Below are 23874 nucleotides of genomic sequence, written 5' to 3'. Positions count from 1 at the left end.
AAACCCTAATTTTAACTTATTGCATGCGTTTATCCGATAAATTCCGTCATCTAGCTGCAACTACGCAAGTTAAAGCCCAGGAAGTGATTCATTCAGCAGTGCAAAATGTACGCAGTATGCGTCCATCTCGCGTGATTTCCTTTACAGCTTTGTTCTTTGCCGTTTGTGCAGTCGGCGCGGTAGGTGTTGCGCCATTGGCACCAGATGCCTCTAATCTCCCTGTCAAAACCATCTTGCAAGAATTGCCATTACCTTCACTCGAAGAGCAAATGGCGAAAATCATCTTGCAACAACAACACTTCATTAAAGAAGAAAAGATTCAGCGCGGTGATAGCTTAGCTTCACTGCTGCAGCGTCTTGGTGTTGATGATGCAAAGGCAACAGGCTTTATCAAAAGCGACTCTATCGCTCGTGGCTTAATGCAAGCCCGCGCAGGTAAATCGGTTCGCGCTAAAACCACCGATGACGGTTTGTTGGAATGGTTACGCGTTAGCGTGCAAGATGATGGCAATAAAGGCAATAAAACTTTGTTGATCGCACGTGATGAGCATGGCGAATTTAAAGCAGAAGAAATCACGGAACAATTTGAGCGCCGCATTGAAATGCGTTCTGGTGATATTCAATCTTCTTTGTATGTCGCGACTGACAAGGCATTGATCCCAGGTGCTGTGGCTGATCAAATCGTCAAAATGTTTGAGACGAATATCGATTTCTACAAATTGCAACGTGGGGATTACTTCAATATTGTCTACGAAACTTTCTGGCAAAACGGCGAAATGGTGAAAACAGGCCGTTTATTGTCTGGCGAGTTTAGAAATGCCGGTAAATTATTCCAAGCCGTTTGGTTTGACGAAGGTGCGGGTGAGGGCGGTTACTACAGCTTCGATGGTAAATCACTCAAGAAGGCTTTCTTGAAGTCACCATTGGAGTTCTCTCGTATTTCCTCTGGTTTCTCGATGCGCTTGCATCCAATCTCTGGTAAGTGGAAGCAACACAAGGGGATTGATTTCGCAGCAGTTACTGGCACACCAATTCGGGCGTCTGCTGATGGCACTATCGACCACGCTGGTGTGCAAGGCGGTTACGGCAACATGGTGATTATTAAACACTGGAATGGCTATAGCACTGCGTATGGCCACATGAGTCGCATCGCACCGAGTATGCGTAAAGGTGCGCGTGTAATGCAAGGTGAAGTCATCGGTTACGTTGGTTCCACTGGCTGGTCAACCGGGCCGCACTTGCATTACGAATTCCGTGTCAATAACGAAGCGCGTGATCCGAACTCGATCAGCGTTCAAAGTGCGGCGGCTTTGGCAGCGAACGAAATGCCGCGCTTCCGCACGGTTGCGGCAGATATGGAACATCGTTTTGCATTATTGCGTCCAGAGCGCGGCTCTGCTGCACGAGTGGCAGCACGCTGAGGTAAACTGAGAAACACATCAACAAAGCCGAACCGTGTGTTCGGCTTTTTTATTCGAAATTGAGAATTCTGTGAGTGAGCTTACTTCTTCTATTTATATAGGCTTAATGTCGGGCACGAGCTTGGATGGTGTCGATGGGGTGCTAGTACAATTGCCCGAGCAAGCTGGCGCGCCGATGGAAATCATCGCCAACGCACACATCCCCTTTCACAGTGGAATAAGATCGCAAGCCTTAGCCTTGCAACAAAATGGTGAAGATGAAATTCATCGCGAAGCACTTCTCGCTAATGCGGTGACGCAAATATACGCGCAATGTGTTCGTCAATTAATGCAGAATGCTAGCGGAAGTAAGGTAAGTGCGATCGGGGTTCATGGTCAAACCATACGCCACAGACCCGAGCTCGGATATACACGTCAAACGAATAATCCTGCCTTGTTGGCTGAACTCACTTGCATTGATGTTATCGCTGATTTCCGTAGTCGCGACGTGGCCGCGGGAGGTCAAGGAGCGCCTCTTGTACCTGCTTTTCATCGTGCTATTTTTGGAAGTCTTGGAAAATGCAGAGTCGTGGTGAATATCGGCGGCATCAGTAATATCAGCGTTTTACGTGCAGACGGCTCGACCGTCGGTTTTGATACTGGTCCAGGTAACGTATTGATGGATGGGTGGATAGAGCGACATCAAGGGCAAACCTATGACGCTGACGGTGTATGGGCGAACCAAGGTGCGGTCCATGACGCTTTGCTCGTGCGGCTTTATGATGAACCTTTTCTACAACTGCCACCACCAAAAAGCACCGGACGAGATCTTTTTCGCATGCATTGGCTCGATCAAATTTTGCAAGAATTTGCAAGTGTTTCGCCAGTCGATGTGCAGGCTACTTTGTGCGCCTTTACTGCAAAAACAATTGCGGATCAAATTCGTCACCATGCTGGTGGTGTTTCTGAAATCTATGTTTGTGGCGGCGGTGTATTCAATGCCACCCTCATGCGCAACTTAGGACAAGAGCTATCGCCGGTGCCGGTGAAATCGACAGCGGAATTAGGCGTCGCCCCTGAGCAAGTGGAGGCACTTGCCTTTGCATGGCTCGCACAATGTTTTGTGCAGAGACGCCCAGGTAACTTGGCGGAAGTCACTGGTGCTCGTGGTGAGCGAATTTTAGGTGCATTGTATCCCGCATAACTGCGGATCAATGCATTGCGTCAAAGTATCGTTAAAGAGGAATTATGTCGAATAAATTTTTGTATATCGCTGACCCCATGTGTTCATGGTGCTATGGATTTAGCCTTGAACTGAGTAAATTATTGGAGACACTACCTGGCGCGCAACTTGATATCGTACTTGGTGGCTTACGTGCGTATAACACGGAAGTGATGGACGATGATACGCGTCAGATGATCTTGTCGCATTGGCAGAAAGTCGCTGATGTCAGTGGTTTGCCATTCGACATGACAGGCATGAATAAGCCAGGTTTTATCTACAATACCGAGCCTGCATGTCGAGCTGTAGTTACCGCCAAATTATTGGCTGATGATGGCGATGCCGGTGACTTGCTCAGGGTATTTCGCGCGATTCAGCATGCTTTCTACGCAGAAGCTAAAGATGTGACCAATGAAACAGTATTGGCTGAGATTTGCGTCGAAGCGTTGAATCAAGACGGTGCAGGCGCCTATGATATTGAGAGCTACCTCGAAACTTTACAATCACCATCAACACATGACGAAACACGGCAGCATTTTGAGCAGATACAACGTTGGGGAATTCGAGGGTACCCAGTTCTCTGTGTGGTTAAAGAAAACGGCTTGCACATGATTGCTTCTGGGTACACCAAGCTAGAGAATTTGCAGCAGGCACTCAAGGACTTAGAAAAATCTGTTTGAGATGAACCTGCTACTTTGCTTTTGATTTAGAACGTGAATAAAGAGAAGAAATAATGAAAGAAATTGTTTTTCCTATGTTAGGAATTGTGGTGTTGGCTCTTAGTGGTTGCGCAGCTTCAGGCAAGCTTTACAAAGAGGTCGTGCAAGTTAAACCCCCTAAGGTCGATGGTGTATCAAGAGTTGTTGTACTTCGTCCGAATGAGTTTGCAGCCGGAGGGCGCGCCGCATATTTGTTCGTCGGTGAAAAAGAAAAGCGATTTGTATCGAATGGTGGCTTTGTAATTTTGGATGTGGTTCCCGCAAAATATTCGATTTCAGTCCGACTAAATGGTGATAATCGTGCGTGCGAACTTGATGCGAACCTTATTGAAAGCAAAGAAGATTATTATTTTGAGATTAAACCAAATTCAGACCTAGTTCTATCACATGCTATTTCTGCAGGTGTCGCCGCTGGCTTTAGTGCAACGGGAAAATATGGTGCAGCTGGAGTAACACCGTCAGGCCCCACTTTCGATCTTAAAGCATGTAAAGGATTCTTCTTCATTTATCCAATCGAGAAAAATCAAGCACTCAAGAAATTGGAGGTGATACGAGAAAGTGAGTAATCGTCTGATATTAAAACTGATGTCCTGTCATTCTCAAAATATGATAATAAAGAAGGAAATTATTGAATGCTAAGTCCCCGTTTAAGTATCGTACCCCAAGGTCCAGAATTCTCACAAATTGTACTTGGCTTGTGGCGCCTCTCATCGTGGCAAATGAGCGCGCAAGAGCGCGTCAGTTTTCTCGAACAAGCGCTGGAGCTTGGTATTACTACGATAGACGAAGCAGATATCTATGGTGATTACACGAGCGAGGCACTTCTTGGTGAAGCATTCGCGTTAGCACCGCATTTGCGTCAACAATTCCAAATTGTTAGTAAATGCGGCATTCAATTTCCGTCAGCGCAGAAGCCTTTGCAAACTTCGCATATTTACGAAACTAGCGCTGCACATATCATTGGTTCGGCAGAAAACTCGTTGCGGAATATGCAGCTTGATAGTCTCGATCTTTTGTTGATCCATCGACCTGATCCTTTAATGGACGCAGATGAAATTGCAGAGGCCTTTACGCATTTACGTTCAAGGGGCAAGGTTCAACATTTTGGCGTATCGAATTTCACGCCTTCGCAATTTAGTCTATTGCATAGCCGCTTCCCTTTGGTGACCAATCAAGTTGAATGTTCTTTGTTGCAGATGGCGCCGATATACGACGGTAGTTTTGATCAATGTCAGCAACTGCGTATCTCACCAATGATTTGGTCTGCATTGGGTGGAGGTGCTTTATTTGAGGGTAAAACAGAGCAAAGTCGTCGCGTCTTGTTGGCTCTTGAAAAGATCGCGGTTGAGCTCGAAGTGAGTACTTCGACCATCGCCTTGGCTTGGATCTTCAGGCACCCGGTTCATCCGCTTGTATTGACCGGTTCAAGTCGAGTACAGGCCTTGCAAGAGGCGGTTCAGGCAAGTCATTTGCAGCTTAGCCGCGAGCATTGGTTTGATTTGTGGCGCGCAAGTACTGGAGTGGATATTCCATAATCAAATCGAAAAAGTGTTAAATAACCACCAAGTTTTAAAAATCACTTTTCTTCCTCGGTGTTTCCACGTATAAAAGAAGCTTACATATCAATCGTACGGCCTTAATCCTGTTCTCGGCAGCCTTGGAGGTTAGTAATTGCAGATAAATCGTGGTTTCATTGCGGATTTGGCGCCTACGTCAGATATTCAGTCCATGGATTTGCAATCATGGCGCAATGAACTGTTATCGTCGATTCTATTGTGGGCGCTCGTTTTGGGTGTAATCACTGCGGTGCCGAGCGTGATTATGGCATTGCGAGACGATATGGTATCGGTGGCGATCATCGACACGCTTGCCATTTTGTGGGCAGCTGCCATCTGGCGCTTGAAATCACTCTCCTTTGTTGCTCGTAGTTGGAACTTATTGCTGATCATCTACTTGATTGGTCTGTTTTTCTTCTTTAAGATCGGTCCAGTTAGTCAAATCTATTTGATGGCGGTGCCTGTATTGGGTGCGCTGCTATTGGGCTTGCGACCAGCAGTCTACGCGTTGGTTCTCAATGCGGTCACACTATTAACCCTTGGCTATATCTTTAACGTCAATCTGCAGTTCGATCGTTTTCAAGATCAGCCATTTGTGCGCTGGGTGATTATCACACTTAACTTTACCTTTATCTCTGCGGTGATCACCGTGAGTTGCGGGGTGTTGTTACGCCGACTTGAGGCTTCATTAAAATCTCAGCTGCAGATTAGTTTAAGTTTGCAAAAGGAGCAGGCCTCGTTAAAGAAGGCCAATGAAGAATTGCGTTTGATTTCAGCTGCTGTTGAAAATTTGAACGACATCGTGATGATTACCGATAGTGATCTCAATAACGGTGGGCCACATATCGTGTTCGTGAATAAAGCCTTTGAGCGTACAACAGGTTACAGCCGCAACGAGACGGTCGGACTTAATCCGCGCATGTTGCAAGGTGACGCCAGTGAAACAGATGACTTAGGTCGCATCCGAGAAGCGATTGCGAGTCAGAAATCGGTACGTGCTGAGTTCATCAACTACACCAAGAGTGGTGATGAGTTTTGGTTGGAAGCTGATATTCAACCAATTATCGATAGAGACGGGCATTGCACACACTATGTTGCGGTTGAGCGTGATATCACTGATCGTAAGCGTGCTGAGTCCGATATCTATCGACTCGCTTTCTTCGATGTGTTAACGGGTTTGCCGAACCGTCGCTTACTGCGCGATCGCCTTAGTATTTTGCTGGCGACTGCGCAGCGCACTGGCATCTTTAGTGCGGTGCTGTTCATCGATCTTGATCACTTTAAAACGATTAATGATGCGCGCGGGCATGCTATTGGTGACGCGTTGTTGGTGGAGGTTGCCAACCGCCTCACGAGTATCTTGCGTGAGGTCGATACCGTTGCTCGTATTGGCGGTGATGAGTTCGTGGTGCTAATCGATCACCTTGATTTGAATATGGAGAACGCCAGTCGCATCGCTTTGACTGTCGCTGAGAAAATCCGCAACGCTTTAGCAATGCCTTTTGAAATCGAGGATCAAATCTATAGTTCTGCATGCAGTATTGGGGTGACCCTATTGCCTAAGGCTACGCAAACTGTTGATGACTTATTGCGTGAATCTGATACGGCCATGTATCGTGCCAAGAGTGCTGGGCGCAACCAAATTGCTTTCTTCGAAGGTGCGATGCAAGCCGAAGTCGAGCAGCGTCTTACTTTGGAAAGAGATTTGTCACGGGCACTTGATTTATGTGAGCTTCGTATGGTGATGCAGGCACAGGTTGACCAAGATGGTACGCCTGTGGGTGCCGAACTGTTGATGCGTTGGACGAAAACGAATGGCGAGTTTGTGTCACCGGCTGTCTTTATTCCTTTAGCGGAAGAGTCAGGGTTGATCTTAAAATTAGGCGATTGGGTATTGCATCAGGCCTGTGAAATCGTCAATCAACTCCGCACACATGGCTGGATGTTTCCGGTTTCTGTGAACGTTAGTCCAAAACAATTCCGCCAACAAGATTTCGTTGAGAAGGTGAGAGATATTTTGGCAGCGCATCACTTAAGTGGTGAAGAGTTTGTTTTCGAAGTCACGGAAGGATTGTTCATCAACGACATGCAAGAAACTATCGCGCGTATGAATGCGCTCGCAGCTTTGGGTATTCGTTTCTCGATTGATGATTTCGGAACTGGCTATTCCAGTTTGTTCTACTTGAAGCGTCTGCCGTTGTACGAATTAAAGATTGATAAGAGCTTTGTGCAAGATATTCCAGGTGATGCAAACGACACGGCGATTGTACGTTTGATCTTATCGATGGCAAAACATCTAGGGTTGCGCGTCGTAGCGGAGGGTGTGGAAACGCCAGAACAAGCTGCCTATCTCACAGAAAATGCCTGTGATTGCATGCAAGGTTTCTTATTCTCTAGGCCGGCTTCGTTCCAAGACTGGCTCGTCAAACAAGGCTCGGCTCCCTAATTTACTCTCAGTAATTGCCCTTTAATGAAAGAATTTCGAAAGAAAGTATAATGGAGGTATTGAAGTTCAATGCCATCTAGAAGCCCGTCTATGCTGTCTGCTAATAAAACGCTGATCATTATTCTCCTCGCTATTCTTGTGGGCGCTGGCGCCCTCTTTTTAACGAAGGACTCAAGTGGCCGCCAAGCCGCGCCAGATTTGACCTATGTCAATCTTAAAGGCGAGAAAATCACGTCAACCAGTTTGCGCGGCAAAGTTTATATGGTGAACTTTTGGGCGACTTCTTGCACCACTTGCGTGGCCGAAATGCCAGAGATGATTGGCACCTATGACAAGTTTCATAGCAAAGGACTTGAGTTTGTAGCGGTCGCTATGCGCTACGACCCTCCCAATTATGTGATCAACTTCACCGAAACACGTGCTTTACCATTTCATGTCGCTTTAGATGTCGAAGGGAAACTGGCAGAGGCCTTTGGTGATGTGAAATTAACACCAACGACATTCTTGATCGACAAACAAGGTCGCATTATCAAGCGATATGTCGGCAAACCATCGTTTGATGAATTAGAAGAAATTATCGGTAAAGAGTTAAGTGCTTCTTAAGTGTTGATGGCTTCTAGCAGCATCTGTAGTTAATATCCGCCAAATCGAAGTGTGCATGGTCTTCGCCTAGAATTATGTCGATCCTTTAAGGCCTAATTGAACAACACTTCGCAAAAAAGTCTATTGAAAATCCGCCGCAAATTAAAAAATATTGTTCCTGAAAACCGCTGCGATTGCTAATTATTTAGGCAGCTTTTCAGGTAGAATAGCGCTTCTTCGAAATTCTTCTTTCATCCCCCAAGGTCAAGCATCGTGCAGATAGGTTCTTATCAGCTCAGGAATAATATTTTCGTCGCGCCTATGGCAGGTGTGACGGATAGGCCATTCCGCCAGTTGTGCAAAGACTTGGGCGCAGGGTACGCGGTGTCCGAAATGGCAGCCTCGAATCCGAAATTATGGGAGACGGAAAAATCCTCACGCCGCACGAATCACGAAGGCGAGATGGAGCCGAAAGCAGTACAAATCGCCGGTGCCGATCCACAAATGTTAGCTGATTGCGCGAAGTTTAATGTCGATAAAGGTGCGCAAATTATTGACATTAATATGGGCTGCCCAGTCAAAAAAGTATGCAACGCTTGGTGTGGTTCAGCTTTATTGCAAGATGAGAAATTGGTCGCGCAAATTCTTGATGCCGTAGTGGCAGCGGTTGATGTACCGGTCACTTTAAAATTCCGCACTGGCTGGGATCGAGAACACAAGAATGCTTTGCGTATCGCGCGCATTGCCGAGGCCGCAGGGATCGCGATGTTGACTCTACATGGTCGTACTCGTGCAGATGGCTACAAAGGCGCTGCCGAATACGAGACCATTGCAGCAGTGAAAGCACAAGCCGGCATCCCTGTGGTGGCGAATGGCGATATCACTACTCCAGAAAAAGCGAAGTATGTATTAGAAGTGACTGGCGCAGATGCCATCATGATCGGCCGCGCAGCACAAGGCCGACCCTGGATATTTCGCGAGGTCGAACATTTTCTCAAAACGGGGCAGCATCTGCCGCCGCCATTGGTCTCTGAAGTCAGTGGGCTCCTAGATCGACACCTGCGTGAACACTACGCTTTTTACGGCGAGTTCATGGGAGTACGAACGGCACGAAAGCATATCGGTTGGTATGTTGAAGATCTGATTGATGGCGAAGAGTTCCGACAGCGTATGAATAAAATTGAAAGCTGTGAGGAGCAATTGGCGGCAGTTAAAATGTTTTTTGATAGCCGACCGACAGAACGGTTACAATACCGCCCCTCCGAGACTAGGATGGCAGCTTAAGCTGCATTTTCTAGTCTCCACACAAAAGAGCAGTGTCGAAAAAATTTACACCGTTTTAGTTAAAACCAGAAATTCTATTCAACATAGATTTCATCAATAAAAAGAAAATTCAGTATGAGCAAAGAAAGCATCCAAGAGGCAGTTCACAAAAATCTCGAAAAGTATTTCCGTGATTTGGGCGAACAACCTGCTTCCAATATTTACGATATGGTCGTCTTGGCGGTTGAAAAACCGATGTTAGAAATGGTCATGACGCGCACTGATAGCAATCAATCTCAAGCTGCAGACATGCTTGGTATTAACCGTAATACCTTGCGCAAGAAGTTGCAGCAACACGGTCTTCTTTAATCCTTCCTTTTTACAATTATTATGATCAAACAAGCTCTCATTTCCGTTTCAGACAAAACTGGCGTGCTCGAATTTGCGCGTGAATTGGCTGGTATGGGCGTCAAAATTTTATCAACTGGCGGCACCGCAAAATTGTTGGCTGACAATGGTTTAGCTGTGACAGAAGTAGCCGATTACACCGGCTTCCCAGAGATGCTTGATGGTCGTGTAAAAACTTTGCACCCAAAAGTACATGGCGGCATTTTGGCGCGTCGTGATTTCCCTGAACACCAAGCAGCTCTGGAAAAATACGGCATCCCAACCATCGATATGGTGGTCGTGAACTTGTACCCATTCCAAGCGACTGTCGCGAAAGCAGAATGCTCTTTGGAAGATGCGATTGAAAATATCGATATCGGTGGTCCAACGATGTTGCGCTCTTCTGCAAAAAATCATAAAGACGTGGTCGTGATTTGCGATCCTAGCGATTACGCGACTGTATTGGCAGAAATGAAGTCCGGCAATAACGTAGTGTCGTATGACACCAAGTTTATGTTGGCGAAAAAAGTATTTGCGCACACTGCGCAATACGATGGCGCCATTACTAACTATTTGACCAGTTTGGGCGAAGATAAAGCGCACGCAACACGCAGCGCCTATCCACAAACTTTGAATATGCATTTCGAAAAAGTACAAGAAATGCGTTACGGTGAAAATCCGCATCAAAGTGCTTCTTTCTATCGCGACTTAGTACCTGTCGCAGGCGCATTGGCGAACTACACACAGTTGCAAGGTAAAGAACTCTCCTACAACAACATCGCCGATGCCGATGCGGCATGGGAATGTGTTAAGTCTTTCGATACGGGTGCATGCGTGATCGTGAAGCATGCGAACCCATGTGGCGTGGCAATTGGCGCGACAGCATTAGAAGCCTACAGCAAAGCATTGCAAACAGATCCAACATCCGCGTTTGGTGGCATCATCGCTTTCAATACGGTATGTGATGGCGCAGCAGCTGAAGCAGTAGCGAAACAATTCGTCGAAGTGTTGATCGCTCCTTCATTCACAGCAGAAGCGAAGCAAATTTTCGCAGCAAAACAAAACGTACGTTTGCTAGAAATTCCGTTGGGCGCTGGCGTCAATCAATACGACGTGAAACGCGTAGGCGGTGGTTTGTTAGTGCAAGCGCCAGATGCGAAGAACGTATTGCCAGCCGATGTGCGCGTGGTCAGCAAATTGCAACCAACACCACAACAAATGGCAGACTTGATGTTCGCATGGCGCGTCGCTAAATACGTGAAATCTAATGCGATCGTGTTCTGCGGTAATGGCATGACTTTAGGTGTAGGTGCTGGCCAAATGAGTCGTATCGACTCCGCACGTATCGCTTCCATCAAAGCACAAAATGCGGGTTTGAGTTTGCAAGGCTCTGCAGTAGCGTCTGATGCCTTCTTCCCATTCCGCGATGGTTTGGATGTCGTCGTCGATGCTGGCGCGACATGTGTAATCCACCCAGGTGGTTCTATGCGTGATCAAGAAGTGATTGATGCGGCGGATGAGCGTGGTGTCGTGATGTTGTACACAGGTGTGCGTCACTTCCGTCATTAATTGAATCATCGAACGTCATTCAGTTTATGGCGTTCGTCTATATTCTCGCTAGTGATCGCAATGGCACATTGTATGTCGGTGTAACCAGTGATTTAATTCAGCGAATCTACCAACACAAAAACAAGTTTGTACCAAGCTTTACTGAAAAGTATGGCGTGGACAAACTTGTTTGGTTTGAAGCCTGCGATTCGATAGAAAGTGCCATCATCCGTGAGAAGCAAATTAAGAAGTGGAAGCGTGAGTGGAAGATTCGCTTGATTGAGGAGACGAATCCGTATTGGAATGATTTGTATCCTTCGATCGTTTAGTTTGATCTCTTATTGAGTCTTCGCGGTTCTGAGTTGAACGCCACTGGGCTCCTGCCTTCGCAGGAGCGACAGTTAATAAGCCGCGGTGGCTTTTCTGGAGTGGCAGGCTTCGATTTCTTTCAAACTCTTGAGCAACGATAAACTCCTTACCGTCGTTCCTGCGAAGGCAGGAACCCAGTGGCTTTCGTCGAGTAACGATAACAGCAACTCTCACCTACGAATCCATACGCGAAAGCATCGGATCTGCGTATAATTTGCTAACGATACATTCATCAACAGCAAACACCCATGAAAATCCTAGGCATCGATCCCGGCTTACGCACCACAGGTTTCGGTGTCATCTTCAAGCAGGGAAGCAAACTGAGTTATATCGCTTCCGGCACGATCAAGACGGTAGAAGGCTCTCTGCCAGAACGTCTAAAAACCATTCTTTTGGGCGTCACCGAAATCATCCAAACCTACCAACCCGATTGCGCTGCAATTGAGAAGGTGTTCGTCAACGTCAATCCACAATCTACACTCTTGCTTGGCCAAGCTCGTGGTGCAGCGATCTGCGCTTTGGTTCAAGCCAACCTTCTCGTCGCTGAATACACGGCGCTGCAAGTAAAGCAAGGTGTGGTTGGACACGGTAAAGCAAAAAAAGAACAAGTGCAGGATATGGTACAGCGATTGTTGTCGCTATCTGGAACACCCAGTTCCGATGCGGCCGACGCTTTGGGCGTGGCGATTTGTCATGCGCATAGTGGAGATACTTTGAAGACCCTCGGCGCTATTGCGCCTGAGTTGGCGAAGAAGGGTTTGCGGGTTAAGGGGGGGAGGTTGATTGGGTGAGCCAATTCTAAATTGAAAGGCAATTGAAATGAGCTGGAAAGTGCTTTCGACAATTGAACCAATAATTTCAACTAGCGATGCGTATTTTTACTTGTGCCTATCTATCGCATTTGTTGCCTTTTCAGTCCTAGAGGCGAATTTCTGTACATTACTCGCGGGTGCTTTTTTTCTGATCACGGGACTATTTTTTCTATTTGTTGTCATTTTCCCTGAAAGGTCTAAGCGCGGTATTCGAATTCTTGATGATGCTTTTGAATATGCTCAGACATTCAAGGTTCAAAAGGTTATGCGATTTCAGGATATTTCAATGATTGAGGCAAGTAGCTTTGAATCTTCGGAGACCGGTGAGCGAGACATCATGTTGAAGATTTCTACCGAGAACTCTATGGTGATTGTTTTTGAGAAAGATTTGCGTAGAACGGGTTTATTGGAGCGGTTGGAGGTATTTTTTCCAATTGATCAAATGGAAATGGAGAGGGCTCGTGGTTTTGAGCGTAAGTGGTACGATTTTCTCGCTGTTAAATACTTTGTCGTGTTTGCTCTTTGATCTTTATCTTTTGATTGGTCGTATTCGGCTGCGTACTTACATCGGTCCTTGATTGCGGTTTGTTTCGCTGGCCGGGTGTGGCCCGGCGGCCACTCACTTTCTTTGCTTCGCCAAAGAAAGTAAGCAAAGAAAGGCGACGCAACCGTCACTGCCCTTCGGGTTCCCATTTGTGCAGGACAAAAAATGGGAAAGCTTTGAAACTCGGTTCGCTCAGACAACAAAGCTTTCTTTTTCCATTTTCTGCCCTGCACAAATGGCAGTGCCAGACGCGGGCAAGTCAAAACATACGCACTCAAAGGCCGTAAGCAAATGAAATTGCGAAAGAAAGTAGCTAAGGTTAAGCGTATTTCAACGGCCTGAGGTTGAGCGGTGGGTTTCGCCGTTCCGCTTCTAAATAGCCAATGATGCGCGACAGAAAATGGAAAAAGAAAGTGTTGCTGTTTGAGCCGAAGGCGAGTTTCAACACTTTCCCATTTTTCGTTGTGCAGCATTGGGCACCCGAAGGGCGATTTAGTGCGGTCGCCTTTTTTGGCGAAGCAAAAAAGGTAAAGACTGTCAGGCCACCCCCGACCTACAGCGGCTCGATAGACAAAAACTCAATTTTGTTTCAAGCGTCTTGAAATCGTGGTTTAGCTTTGCAAACCATCCACAAGCTCCCCACAACCCCACCAGAATAGTTTACTATTACTGCTTATTTATACAGTATGAAAGCCCAGCATGATAGGTCGTATCGCCGGAACCTTAATTGAAAAGAATCCCCCTCAAATCATGGTTGATTGCCAAGGCGTTGGCTATGAGATCGATGTGCCGATGAGTACTTTTTATAACTTGCCTGCTTTGGGTGAAAAGGTGGCTTTATTGACGCATTTGGCAATCCGCGAAGATGCGCATGTCTTGTTTGGCTTTGGTACAGCAGAAGAACGGGCCACGTTTCGGCAGTTGATTAAGATTAGCGGTGTTGGGGCGCGTACCGCTTTGTCGATTTTGTCTGGGATGTCAGTGGCCGATTTGGCGCAAGCGATTACTTTGCAAGAGGCAGGGCGTTTAACGCGGGTGCCTGGCATTGGTAAGAAGACGGCCGAACGTTTGCTATTAGAGTTGAAAGGTAAGCTCGGGGCAGATTTGGGAGCGGCTGGCGCGGCTGCGATTGCGGGTGACCATAGTTCCGATATTTTGAATGCCTTGCTGGCCTTGGGCTACTCCGACAAAGAAGCATTGGCTGCATTGAAACTGGTGCCTGCTGGCTCTGGCGTTTCGGATGGTATTAAAGCGGCCCTTAAAGCTCTGTCTAAGAGTTGAGTGGCGGTCGTGAAATTTTGTATTGAGAAGTTTTTTGTGCTTCTGTTCTTGGCTCTGGTCGTGGCTAATTCCCATGCTTGTAAGCCAGCGAAAGAGGCCTATGATTTAACTGCTTTTTTGTCCTTAAATCAACCAAATGTGTTGATTCTTGAGGCAAAGGTATTGAAAGTGCAAGAGCTCAAGCAAGCAGATGGATTGATCGAACAATCAGTCACTCTTCGTGTTGAGAAAAATTTGCTTGGCGCATCGAATGAAATAGTTGTTGTGAAGGCTTTCTACGGCGGTATGGTGGGCACTAGTTGCGAGCGAACCTTTGATGTTGAGATGCATGAAGGGGAGCGTTGGCTGGTGGTAGCGTTGCCCGTTGATGGAAATGCAGTTGTTCGACCGATGTTGAGCCAAAGGTTTACTATTGGTGTGGATTTGAGACCTAAACTGCAGATGATTGAAAATTATGTTCGTGAGATGAAGTTCGTAGAGAACAAATGATGTTTCTTTGCTAGTAGCAAAACTTAACTTGCCAACTAACGAATTTTTTGAAAAAGTAAATTTGCATGAGCATACAAACCGATAACCTCACCTCGCAACTCGTTGATACGCGCATCATCGCGGCCACGCCTTCATCGCCAAATGAAGAGGCGATAGAGCGTGCTTTGCGTCCTAAGCAGCTCGACGAGTATGTGGGACAAGAGAAGATTCGTGATCAGCTCGAGATCTTTATTGGTGCTGCGCGTCAGCGTAAAGAAGCGCTTGATCATACGTTGCTGTTCGGCCCACCGGGTTTGGGTAAGACGACTTTGGCGCATATCATCGCGCGTGAAATGGGTGTGAATTTGCGCCAGACTTCGGGGCCAGTATTAGAGCGAGCCGGCGACTTAGCCGCTTTGCTGACGAATTTGGAAGCCAACGATGTTCTGTTTATCGATGAAATTCACCGCTTGTCGCCTGTGGTGGAAGAAATTCTGTACCCAGCCTTAGAAGACTATCAAATCGATATCATGATTGGTGAGGGTCCGGCTGCTCGTTCGGTGAAGCTCGATTTGCAGCCTTTCACTTTGGTGGGCGCGACCACGCGGGCAGGGATGTTGACCAATCCACTGCGCGATCGTTTCGGTATCGTGGCGCGTTTGGAGTTTTATACCTCGGAAGAGTTGGCACGTATTGTGACGCGTTCGGCCTCGTTGTTGGAAGTGCCGATCAAACAAGATGGCGCCTTCGAGATTGCCAAGCGTGCACGCGGTACACCGCGTATCGCCAATCGCTTATTGCGTCGCGTGCGTGATTATGTGCAGGTCAAAGGTAATGGCGAAATCACGAAACCGATGGCTGATGCGGCATTGAAAATGCTCGATGTCGATGCGGTTGGTTTCGATTTGATGGATAGAAAACTACTCGAAGCGATCTTGTTTAAATTTGGTGGCGGTCCTGTTGGCTTGGATAACGTTGCTGCTGCCATCGGTGAGGAGCGCGACACGATAGAAGACGTGCTGGAACCGTACTTGATTCAGCAAGGTTATTTGCAAAGAACACCACGTGGACGGATTGCCACCGCTAGCGCATACGAGCATTTCGGCTTGACAGCGCCGCGTACGAATCCGAATGGCGATTTGTGGGGTGGGTAGTTCCTCTCATCGACGACCATGGTTTATGTATTTAATTTAATACATCGTATTGTTTTCGATACACAAACGATTTTTTCTGCTTTGTCATAGAGAGAATTTTATTTTCTAATTCTCTCTTCTTCCTTCTTGTATTTATTTCGATACAGTCTATTCTGTTAGAATGCCACGATCGGTGGCTAAGTCCTTGATTTAGCCCCTTGCACCGCATTTTCACTGTTTGGCATGGCATTTGCTATACCCACAGCAGTTCTAGATTTTTCGAGGTTAACATGCAACAAGAAGCCGGGCGCGCGGGTGCGCTTCTCACGATAGACTTAAAGGCATTGCGGGCAAATTATCGTTATTTGCAAAACCGTTTAGGTATCGCGCAATGTGGTGCGGCTGTGAAGGCCGATGCTTACGGACTGGGTGCTATTCCCGTATCGAAAGCCTTGGTGGCCGAAGGTTGTCGTCATTTGTTCGTGGCTCAGCTCGAAGAAGCCATTAGCCTGCGTGCGCATATCCCTCGCGATACCAATATTTATGTCATGCATGGCTCGCCCGTTGGCTATGAAGCCGAGTTTATCGAGTACGGCTGCACTCCAGTGTTGAATAGCCTCGATCAAATCACGGCTTGGCGCAAACTTGCGCAAGAGCGTAATCAAGCTTTGCCTGCGATCATCCAAATTGACACCGGTATGGCGCGCATGGGTTTGTCACAAGCGGAAGTGATGGCGTGGTTGCGTGATTTCAGTATCACGGATGGGATCGATCTCACTTATGTGATGAGTCATTTAGCCTGTGCTGAAGATCAGTTAGATCCGATGAACGCGATGCAGTTGCAAGCATTCCAAAACCTTTTGAAAACGCTGCGCCAACGTTATGTGGGTTTACAAGCGAGTTTCTCCAACTCTTCCGGTATTTTCCTCGGCCCAGATTATCATTTTGATTTGGCACGTCCAGGTGCGGCTTTGTACGGCGTAGCGCCTGTCGCTGGACAAGAGAGCCCGATGAAATCGGTTGTGCAATTACAAGGCCGGATTATCCAAACACGTGAAATTCCTATGGGTGCGAGCGTAGGCTATAGCAAGACTTGGCGCGCGACCCAGCCTTCACGCATTGCCACTGTGTCTGTCGGTTATGCCGATGGTTGGTTACGCAGTTTGAGTAATTGCGGCGTGGCGCACATCGCTGGCAATGAAGTGCCAATGGTCGGTAATGTCTCAATGGATACCATCACCTTGAACGTTAGCCATGTTGACCCGCATCTCTTATACCCTGGCGCATTGGTCGATTTGATTTGCCCAGACAACACGGTGGATCAAGTTGCGAAACAGGCCGGCACCATCGGTTACGAAATTTTGACGAGCTTAGGCCCACGCTATCAACGTCATTACATTGACGCTTAATGCTATCTAGAACGCAGCTCTCACTAATCTTAGATTTAAACTTTACGGAAATACTCATATGAAAATCGTGATCTTAGGCGCCGGTGTTATCGGCACAGCCACCGCTTACTACTTAGCCAAAGCCGGACATGAAGTGACTGTGATTGAGCGCCAAGCAGGTGCCGCCTTGGAAACAAGTTTTGCCAATGCGGGCGAGGTCTCTCCAGGCTATTCCGCACCATGGGCGGGCCCAGGTGTGCCAATGAAAGCGATCAAATGGTTGATGATGGAGCACAGTCCATTAGCGATTCGTCCAAGCACGGATCCTGCCATGTGGCGTTGGGTGTTTCAAATGCTGATGAACTGCACAACGAAACGCTACGAGATCAATAAAGGTCGTATGCTGCGTATGGCGCAATATAGCCGTGATGTATTGCAGCAGTTGCGTGAAGATACTGGCATCTCCTATGACGAGCGCACTCAAGGGACATTGCAATTGTTCCGCAACCAGCAACAACTCGATGCTTCACAAGCCGATATCGACATTTTGAAACGCTATGGTGTGCCATATGAAACCTTGAGCGGTGATGAGTGCTTACGTGTTGAACCAGCACTGAAAAACGTGCGTGAAAAATTCGTCGGTGCGTTGCGCTTACCTGGCGATGAAACGGGTGACTGCTTCAAGTTCACACAGAACTTAGCGAAACTGGCTGAAGGCTTGGGCGTGAAGTTTGAATATGGTGTCAGTATCGAACGCGTGATCGCAGAAGGTGATCAAGTCAAGAGCGTGCAAACGTCGAAAGGCAGTTTTACTGCGGATCAATTTGTCTTGGCACTCGGTAGTTACTCACCAATTCTGTTGCGTGAATTGGGCATCAAAATTCCTGTGTATCCAATCAAAGGTTATTCGATCACAGTGCCAATCACCGACGCGACAGGCGCACCAGAATCAACGGTGATGGATGAAACCTACAAAGTGGCGATTACACGTTTAGGCGATCGTATTCGTGTTGGTGGTACGGCTGAGATTACAGGTTACGATTTGCGTTTGCGCGAATCACGTCGCAAGACTTTAGTGCATTCCGTGACAGATTTATTCCCACAAGGTGGCGATGTTAGCAAAGCTGAATTCTGGACTGGCTTGCGCCCGATGACACCAGACGGCACGCCAGTGATTGGGCCAACACCGTATCGCAATTTGTTCTTGAACACGGGACACGGCACACTCGGTTGGACTATGGCTTGCGGTTCTGGTCAATTCTTAGCCGATTTGATTTCCGGCAAGAAGCCAGCGATTGCGACAGACGGTTTGTACATGGACCGTTATGGGCGCGTGAACCGTCCGATCGCAGTGTAAGTCGCGTCCGCTGTCCGCTTGAATTGAACCTGCACCCGAGAGAAAACAATGCGTGTCAATATTCCCTTTGAAGATCGCGTCGGTATCGCGCACGAGATTCTGGCGGTATTGGCACGTCAAGGCTTAAACGTGCAAGCGGTGGAGGTTGATCCGCCCAATATTTATATTGATATTCCCGAACTCAAGCAAACGATGCTGCCTGCGTTGCAAGCGGATTGCGATCAAGTGCCTGGCGTGGGCACGATTGAGGTGGTCGATATTTTGCCGGGTATGCGTCGTAGTTTAAATCTCGATACCATCATGGCAGTGATGGAAGATCCAGTGATTGCGATTGACGCCCTAGGGCGCATCGTGATCGCGAATGCAGCGGCGGCCGAAGTGGCCCGTTGCACTGAGAAAGAATTGTGTCAGAAGTCTCTGTACCAAGTCTTACAAGACCATACGGTTCAGCATGAGTTGATTGCGAATGAATTCTGCGCTCCGACGCGCGAAGTTTTGCTGAACGGCGAACCTTTCATGATGGACGTCACACCCGTATTCGAGCCTTTGTCGGCAGCGGGTACGAGCAATGATGGCAAAGCGGTAGGTGCGCTACTCACATTAACGGCACCTAAGCGTATCGGCGAACGCCTGCATGCGATTTCCCATGCTGAAGTCGGTGGTTTTGAAGCGATCATTGGTGAATCTGAACAAATTCGTGTCTTGAAAAAACGCGCCGCGCGTGTCGCTGTGGTTGATGCACCTTTGTTGATTACAGGTGAGACGGGCACGGGCAAAGAGTTATTGGCACAAGCTTGTCACGGCGTCAGTGCGCGTCGCAGTGCGCCGTTTTTGGAACTCAATTGTGCCGCCTTGCCAGAGAGTTTGGCAGAGAGTGAACTCTTTGGTTATATGGCGGGCGCTTTCACGGGGGCTAATCGTGGCGGTAAGCCAGGCTTGTTCGAGATGGCCGATGGCGGCACGGTATTTTTGGATGAAGTTGGCGAGATGTCTTTGTACCTGCAGGCCAAGCTTTTGCGCTTCTTAAACGATGGTAAGTTCCGCCGTATCGGTGGCGACAAAGAAATTCAGGTCGATGTCCGCATCATTAGCGCCACCCATCGCAATCTACGCAAGATGGTGCAAGAAGGTAACTTCCGTGAAGATTTGTTTTATCGTTTAAACGTATTGCATCTGGAAATGCCGCCATTGCGTGAGCGTTCCGATGATATTTTGCTGTTGGCACGTCATTTCATTGAGCGCGCCTGTACTCAAGCGCAGAAACCAATTTCTCGCCTGAATCAAGCTGCAACGACGGCAATGTTGAACAATCGTTGGCCGGGAAATGTGCGGCAATTGCAAAATGTGGTGTTCCGGGCGATCACGATGGCTGATCAACGTGTGCTTGATGCCGCCGACCTTGATTGGGCTGAAGATTCCATGCAGGCTGATGCCGTGGTGTTTCAAGAAGCCGAAACTTGGGAAGAGTCGGTCAATCAGTTCGAAGCTGCTTTATTGTCTAAACTATATCAAGAGTTTCCGTCGAGCCGCAAACTAGCGGCCAGACTCGATACCTCCCATTCCATGATTGCGTCGAAGTTACGCAAACATGGCATCCCTAAAAAATAGGTCTTAGTTGAGCTTATCGAGGTCCGGATTATCTGGATCTTCGGGAAGATTGACGGCGGGAATGGTGTATTTCTCTTCGGCCCAAGCGCCGAGATCAATTTGTTTACAGCGTTCAGAACAGAAGGGGCGGAAAGCATTTTCCGGTACCCAAGTGACTTTGGTCCCACAGGTTGGGCAGTCGACAACAGTAGCCATGGCGATAAATCAGAAGTTACAAAGAGTGAGGTCGAAAGGTACATCGCCCTCAAATGGTTTTGGTTTCATATCGCCATCTTGCGACATGATACGTATCCATAGCATGTATTTATTGGCAGAGATCTCAGGAATAGCGCCCATTTCGCGTGGCAAAGTCACGCGCAGCAGTTGGTAGACTTTGCCTTGCAGCATTTGTTGATAACTCCCGCCCTGAGCGATCACTTTGGTTGTGCCGCCGGATTCACGGAGTAAACGCAGTACAACGTTGATCGCATCAAATAAAGGTGCGAGTGGAGAAAACCAGTTGGAAATATCAGCGAACCGCTTCTCGGTAGGTAGTTTTTTCCAAGCGTGGTAGCTCGGTAAATCGAATTCGCAAGCCCCACCAGGAATGATGGTACGACCACGGATACTCATCAACCATTCGTTATCACGGATATTTTGACCAGTCTTGCCGGTGCATGCCATGAGATTGACACTTGCACGCTCGACATCGTTGATCACTTGATCGAGCATTTCTGCTTGTACGTTAGGATTGGATTTGAAGCCGATCAGTGTGTTTTTTTGACGGTCTAACTCTTGTAGCAAGTCAGATTTTAAGTCAGCACGACCTGCTACCTCGAGCATCTCGAAAATAGTGGCGATAGCGACGTGGTGTTGCAGTGGGTCTGACTGGTGTAAGAAAAATGAAAACTTTTCAAACAGGTCTTCTAACCGCAATAACGTGCGAATACGCTCGTTGAAAGGGTATTCGTAAACAATCAAAATAAAATCCCTGTAAATGATGTTGCCGGATTCTTCTTATTTTTCGGCTTCACGTGATTCTGAACCAAGCGGAGAAAAAATACAAACATTGCGTGCAATTGTTTAGCATGCCTGTGCTAATTTTAGGTATTTTTGATGCAGATCATTTACCTGCTGCCAGATCTGGTCGAGATTTTCATCGGAATTAATGACGTCATCGGCGACCCCAAGGCGTTCATCGCGAGAGGCTTGAACTTGCATAATGTCTTCAACTTGCTCTCTTGGGAAACCATTTCTCATCATTACCCGTTTGATTTGGGTTTGCTCATCGCAGTCGATGACCAAAATGCGAGTGACACGTTCGTGCCAGTTTCCCGATTCAACCAGCAGCGGTACTACGAAAATGGGGTAGCTACCAGCCCCGGAGGCGGCAAGCTGTTCACACTCCGAGCGGATCATAGGGTGCAAGATAGCTTCTAATTGACGCTTAGCAGTAGGCTCTTTGAAGACAAGTCTACGCATTTTTTGACGGTCCATGGCGCCAGAACTATCGACAATATCCTCACCAAACGCAGCGATGATGGGTTCTATGGCTTTGCCATTGGGGGCGGTCAACTGGTGTGCGATGAGGTCGGTATCAATGATATGTGCGCCCAACTTTGCAAACATATCGCTCACGGTTGTCTTGCCACTGCCAATACCACCGGTCAGCCCAATGCTAAATAAAGTCGACTGCATTTAAGAGAATAAGCCCAGGTATTGAGAAGTAATTTGTTTGCCCCAGAACAGGGCAATCAGTCCGGCGCCAGCTAAGAAAGGACCAAAAGCGAAAGGAAGATTCCAGCCTAATCGTTTCCCGAGCAACATCAATATGCCGAACACGGAGCCGACCATCGAAGCAGCTAGGATAATGAAGGGTAAATTCATTGCTCCCAACCATGCGCCAAGTGCAGCAAGAAGCTTGAAATCTCCGTAGCCCATGCCGTCATGACCACGCCAAAGGCGATAGGCGGCGTTGACAGTCCACAAGGACATATAGCCTAAAGCAGCACCAAGCACCGCTTGTTCTAGACTAGTAAAAGTGTAACGGGTATTAATCAAGAGCCCAATCCAAAGCAGTGGTAGGGTCAGTTGATCGGGGAGAAGTTGGGTATCAAAGTCGATTCCAGTTAACGCCACCAAGAACCAAATGCACACCACCGCAGATAGCCCTTCAATGCCGCTGCCAAAATGCCAAATCGCATAGGCACTTAACAAACCAGTAACTGCCTCAACGATAGGATAGCGGACTGATATGCGTGTCTTGCACTGACTGCATTTTCCACCTAGGAATAGGTAGCTCAGCACAGGAATGTTTTCCGCTGCTGTAATTTGGTGTTGGCAATGTGGACAAGCAGAGCGCGGTAGCATCAGGTTGTATTTGTCCTGATGGGGGCGTTCTTTGCCTGTGATTTCTGCAACGTCGTTGTCTTCTGCACGTTGCATCATTTTCGGGATGCGGTGAATCACGACATTCAGGAAGCTGCCGATGAGCAGCCCCAGAATGCCGATAAATACAGTACTAATAAGTGTGTGTGGTGGCGCGAAAAAAAACAAATCTTGCATTACACCACCGACCCCAATTTGAAAATTGGTAAGTACATCGCTACAACCAAGCCACCGATGACGATACCTAAGATCGCCATAATCATTGGTTCCATGAGGCTGGAAAGTGACGCTACTGCCTCATTCACTTCTTCCTCATAGAAATCAGCAACTTTGCCTAACATCGCATCTAAAGCACCAGATTCTTCACCAATTGCCACCATCTGTGTCACCATCGGTGGGAATACATTCGCATTTTGCATTGCGACCGTCAAGCTAGTACCGGTCGTAATTTCAGTTTGAATTTTAATTGTAGCGTCAAGATACACGGCGTTGCCTGAGGCACCACCAACGGAATCGAGCGCTTCAACCAACGGTACACCTGCAGCAAACATAGTTGCTAATGTACGAGTCCAACGGGCAATGGTCGCTTTACGAATCACTTCGCCAAAAATGGGTGCCTGCAGAAGTGCTCTATCCATGAAGCGCTGCATTTCCAATGAACGCCGCCATGCTTGGAAAAAGAAATAAACCACGCCGAAAATGCCGCCAAAAATGAAATACCAATTTTTGACAAAAAAGTCGGAAATCCCCATGACGATCAGCGTTGGTGCTGGCAAATCGGCACCGAAGCTGGTAAACACTTCTTTAAAGGCAGGAACAACCCAAATCATAATCACGGCGGTGACTACAAAGGCAATGACCAAGATCGCGATAGGGTAGGTAAGTGCTGACTTAATCTTGGCTTTGATCGCCAGTGTCTTTTCTTTATAGATCGCCAAACGCGTCAGCAAGTCTTCCAAGATACCTGCCTGCTCACCCGCACCGACTAAGTTGCAAAACAGCGCGTCGAAATACAGGGGATACTTACGGAAGGCTTGATTCAAACTAGTACCGGTTTCGATGTCTCCGCGAATGTCCATCAACAGCTTGGCAACGGCAGGGTTTGAATGACCTTTACCTACGATATCGAACGATTGTAAGAGCGGTACACCCGCTTTCATCATGGTCGCCAATTGGCGGGTGAAGAGCGTAATGTCCTTGTCAGTAATCCCACGACCTGAGCTGTATTTCTTCTTTTTGACCTTAGTGACAATAACGCCTTGGCGTCTTAGGCTAGCGTTAACCACGGCCTCACCACGCGCACGCATTTCTCCGCGTACGGCTTTACCTTGTTTATCTTTGCCTTCCCACGCATACAAAATCTCTTTAGTTTGCGAGGGCTTTGCGGCTTTATTCTGCGGAGTTGCCATCTACTTGATCCTGAT

The 23874-nt window shown here is 47.6% G+C and carries 24 protein-coding genes; 19 read left to right on the top strand and 5 right to left on the bottom strand.

Annotated elements, in window-relative coordinates; translation table 11 throughout:
* Positions 1-23 precede the first annotated feature (23 nt).
* The 19 genes from H8K36_RS09815 to H8K36_RS09725 all read left to right on the top strand — a co-directional run bounded on the left by H8K36_RS09815 (position 24) and on the right by H8K36_RS09725 (position 20083).
* Positions 24-1421, top strand: a complete 1398-nt coding sequence (locus H8K36_RS09815; RefSeq protein WP_186915841.1) for a M23 family metallopeptidase — start codon at positions 24-26, stop codon at positions 1419-1421.
* 70 nt (positions 1422-1491) lie between these two features.
* Positions 1492-2604, top strand: a complete 1113-nt coding sequence (locus tag H8K36_RS09810) for an anhydro-N-acetylmuramic acid kinase (RefSeq protein WP_186915842.1) — start codon at positions 1492-1494, stop codon at positions 2602-2604.
* A gap of 44 nt (positions 2605-2648) precedes the next feature.
* Positions 2649-3302 (top strand): DsbA family protein, encoded by a 654-nt coding sequence (locus H8K36_RS09805; protein WP_186915843.1) that lies wholly within the window; start codon positions 2649-2651, stop codon positions 3300-3302.
* Positions 3303-3355: 53 nt separating this feature from the next.
* Complete coding sequence (locus tag H8K36_RS09800) at positions 3356-3907, top strand: hypothetical protein (RefSeq protein WP_186915844.1); 552 nt, start codon at positions 3356-3358, stop codon at positions 3905-3907.
* Positions 3908-3973: 66 nt separating this feature from the next.
* Complete coding sequence (locus H8K36_RS09795; protein WP_186915845.1) at positions 3974-4876, top strand: aldo/keto reductase; 903 nt, start codon at positions 3974-3976, stop codon at positions 4874-4876.
* A 136-nt stretch (positions 4877-5012) separates the two neighbouring features.
* A complete protein-coding gene (locus H8K36_RS09790; protein ID WP_230404472.1) occupies positions 5013-7343 on the top strand; it encodes a putative bifunctional diguanylate cyclase/phosphodiesterase in 2331 nt (776 codons plus the stop codon).
* Positions 7344-7433: 90 nt separating this feature from the next.
* Positions 7434-7946 (top strand): peroxiredoxin family protein, encoded by a 513-nt coding sequence (locus H8K36_RS09785; RefSeq protein WP_230404469.1) that lies wholly within the window; start codon positions 7434-7436, stop codon positions 7944-7946.
* A 252-nt stretch (positions 7947-8198) separates the two neighbouring features.
* Complete coding sequence (gene dusB / locus H8K36_RS09780; RefSeq protein ID WP_186915847.1) at positions 8199-9209, top strand: tRNA dihydrouridine synthase DusB; 1011 nt, start codon at positions 8199-8201, stop codon at positions 9207-9209.
* Between the two features lie 114 nt (positions 9210-9323).
* Complete coding sequence (locus tag H8K36_RS09775) at positions 9324-9557, top strand: helix-turn-helix domain-containing protein (protein WP_186892113.1); 234 nt, start codon at positions 9324-9326, stop codon at positions 9555-9557.
* Between the two features lie 21 nt (positions 9558-9578).
* Positions 9579-11144 (top strand): bifunctional phosphoribosylaminoimidazolecarboxamide formyltransferase/IMP cyclohydrolase, encoded by a 1566-nt coding sequence (purH, locus tag H8K36_RS09770; RefSeq protein ID WP_186915848.1) that lies wholly within the window; start codon positions 9579-9581, stop codon positions 11142-11144.
* A gap of 26 nt (positions 11145-11170) precedes the next feature.
* Positions 11171-11452, top strand: coding sequence for a GIY-YIG nuclease family protein (locus H8K36_RS09765; protein WP_186915849.1), 282 nt, complete (start codon positions 11171-11173; stop codon positions 11450-11452).
* A gap of 288 nt (positions 11453-11740) precedes the next feature.
* On the top strand, positions 11741-12283 hold the full coding sequence (gene ruvC / locus H8K36_RS09760; protein WP_186915850.1) for a crossover junction endodeoxyribonuclease RuvC: 543 nt from the start codon (positions 11741-11743) through the stop codon (positions 12281-12283).
* A gap of 28 nt (positions 12284-12311) precedes the next feature.
* Entirely contained in the window at positions 12312-12830 is a 519-nt protein-coding gene (locus H8K36_RS09755) for a hypothetical protein (protein ID WP_186915851.1), read from the top strand.
* A gap of 717 nt (positions 12831-13547) precedes the next feature.
* Entirely contained in the window at positions 13548-14129 is a 582-nt protein-coding gene (gene ruvA, locus H8K36_RS09750) for a Holliday junction branch migration protein RuvA (RefSeq protein WP_186915852.1), read from the top strand.
* A 36-nt stretch (positions 14130-14165) separates the two neighbouring features.
* The gene (locus H8K36_RS09745; protein ID WP_186915853.1) at positions 14166-14618 is read left to right on the top strand and encodes a hypothetical protein; all 453 of its coding nucleotides are present in this window, start codon (positions 14166-14168) and stop codon (positions 14616-14618) included.
* Between the two features lie 65 nt (positions 14619-14683).
* Positions 14684-15751 (top strand): Holliday junction branch migration DNA helicase RuvB, encoded by a 1068-nt coding sequence (ruvB, locus tag H8K36_RS09740; protein ID WP_186915854.1) that lies wholly within the window; start codon positions 14684-14686, stop codon positions 15749-15751.
* A gap of 269 nt (positions 15752-16020) precedes the next feature.
* Positions 16021-17139, top strand: a complete 1119-nt coding sequence (alr, locus tag H8K36_RS09735) for an alanine racemase (RefSeq protein ID WP_186915855.1) — start codon at positions 16021-16023, stop codon at positions 17137-17139.
* A gap of 58 nt (positions 17140-17197) precedes the next feature.
* Positions 17198-18475 (top strand): D-amino acid dehydrogenase, encoded by a 1278-nt coding sequence (locus H8K36_RS09730; protein ID WP_186915856.1) that lies wholly within the window; start codon positions 17198-17200, stop codon positions 18473-18475.
* Positions 18476-18523: 48 nt separating this feature from the next.
* Positions 18524-20083 carry a sigma-54-dependent transcriptional regulator gene (locus H8K36_RS09725; RefSeq protein ID WP_186915857.1) on the top strand — a complete coding sequence of 520 codons (1560 nt, stop codon included), beginning with the start codon at positions 18524-18526 and terminating at the stop codon, positions 20081-20083.
* A gap of 3 nt (positions 20084-20086) precedes the next feature.
* Here the strand turns inward: H8K36_RS09725 and H8K36_RS09720 are convergent, their stop codons facing one another.
* From H8K36_RS09720 to H8K36_RS09700, 5 genes are all read right to left on the bottom strand, one after another.
* Complete coding sequence (locus H8K36_RS09720) at positions 20087-20278, bottom strand: DNA gyrase inhibitor YacG (protein WP_186915858.1); 192 nt, start codon at positions 20276-20278, stop codon at positions 20087-20089.
* Positions 20279-20287: 9 nt separating this feature from the next.
* Entirely contained in the window at positions 20288-21043 is a 756-nt protein-coding gene (gene zapD / locus H8K36_RS09715; protein ID WP_186915859.1) for a cell division protein ZapD, read from the bottom strand.
* A gap of 102 nt (positions 21044-21145) precedes the next feature.
* The gene (coaE, locus tag H8K36_RS09710) at positions 21146-21760 is read right to left on the bottom strand and encodes a dephospho-CoA kinase (protein WP_186915860.1); all 615 of its coding nucleotides are present in this window, start codon (positions 21758-21760) and stop codon (positions 21146-21148) included.
* Positions 21761-22627, bottom strand: a complete 867-nt coding sequence (locus tag H8K36_RS09705; RefSeq protein ID WP_186915861.1) for a prepilin peptidase — start codon at positions 22625-22627, stop codon at positions 21761-21763.
* A complete protein-coding gene (locus tag H8K36_RS09700) occupies positions 22627-23859 on the bottom strand; it encodes a type II secretion system F family protein (RefSeq protein WP_186915862.1) in 1233 nt (410 codons plus the stop codon). Before H8K36_RS09700 ends, H8K36_RS09705 begins: the two co-directional genes overlap by 1 nt.
* Between the last annotated feature and the right edge of the window lie 15 nt (positions 23860-23874).

The sequence above is a fragment of the Affinundibacterium nitidum genome, assembly GCF_014284155.1.
GTDB lineage: Bacteria > Pseudomonadota > Gammaproteobacteria > Burkholderiales > Burkholderiaceae_D > Undibacterium > Undibacterium nitidum.
The sequence above is the reverse complement of the archived record's forward strand: the minus strand, read 5'-3'. Positions and strand labels throughout refer to the sequence as shown.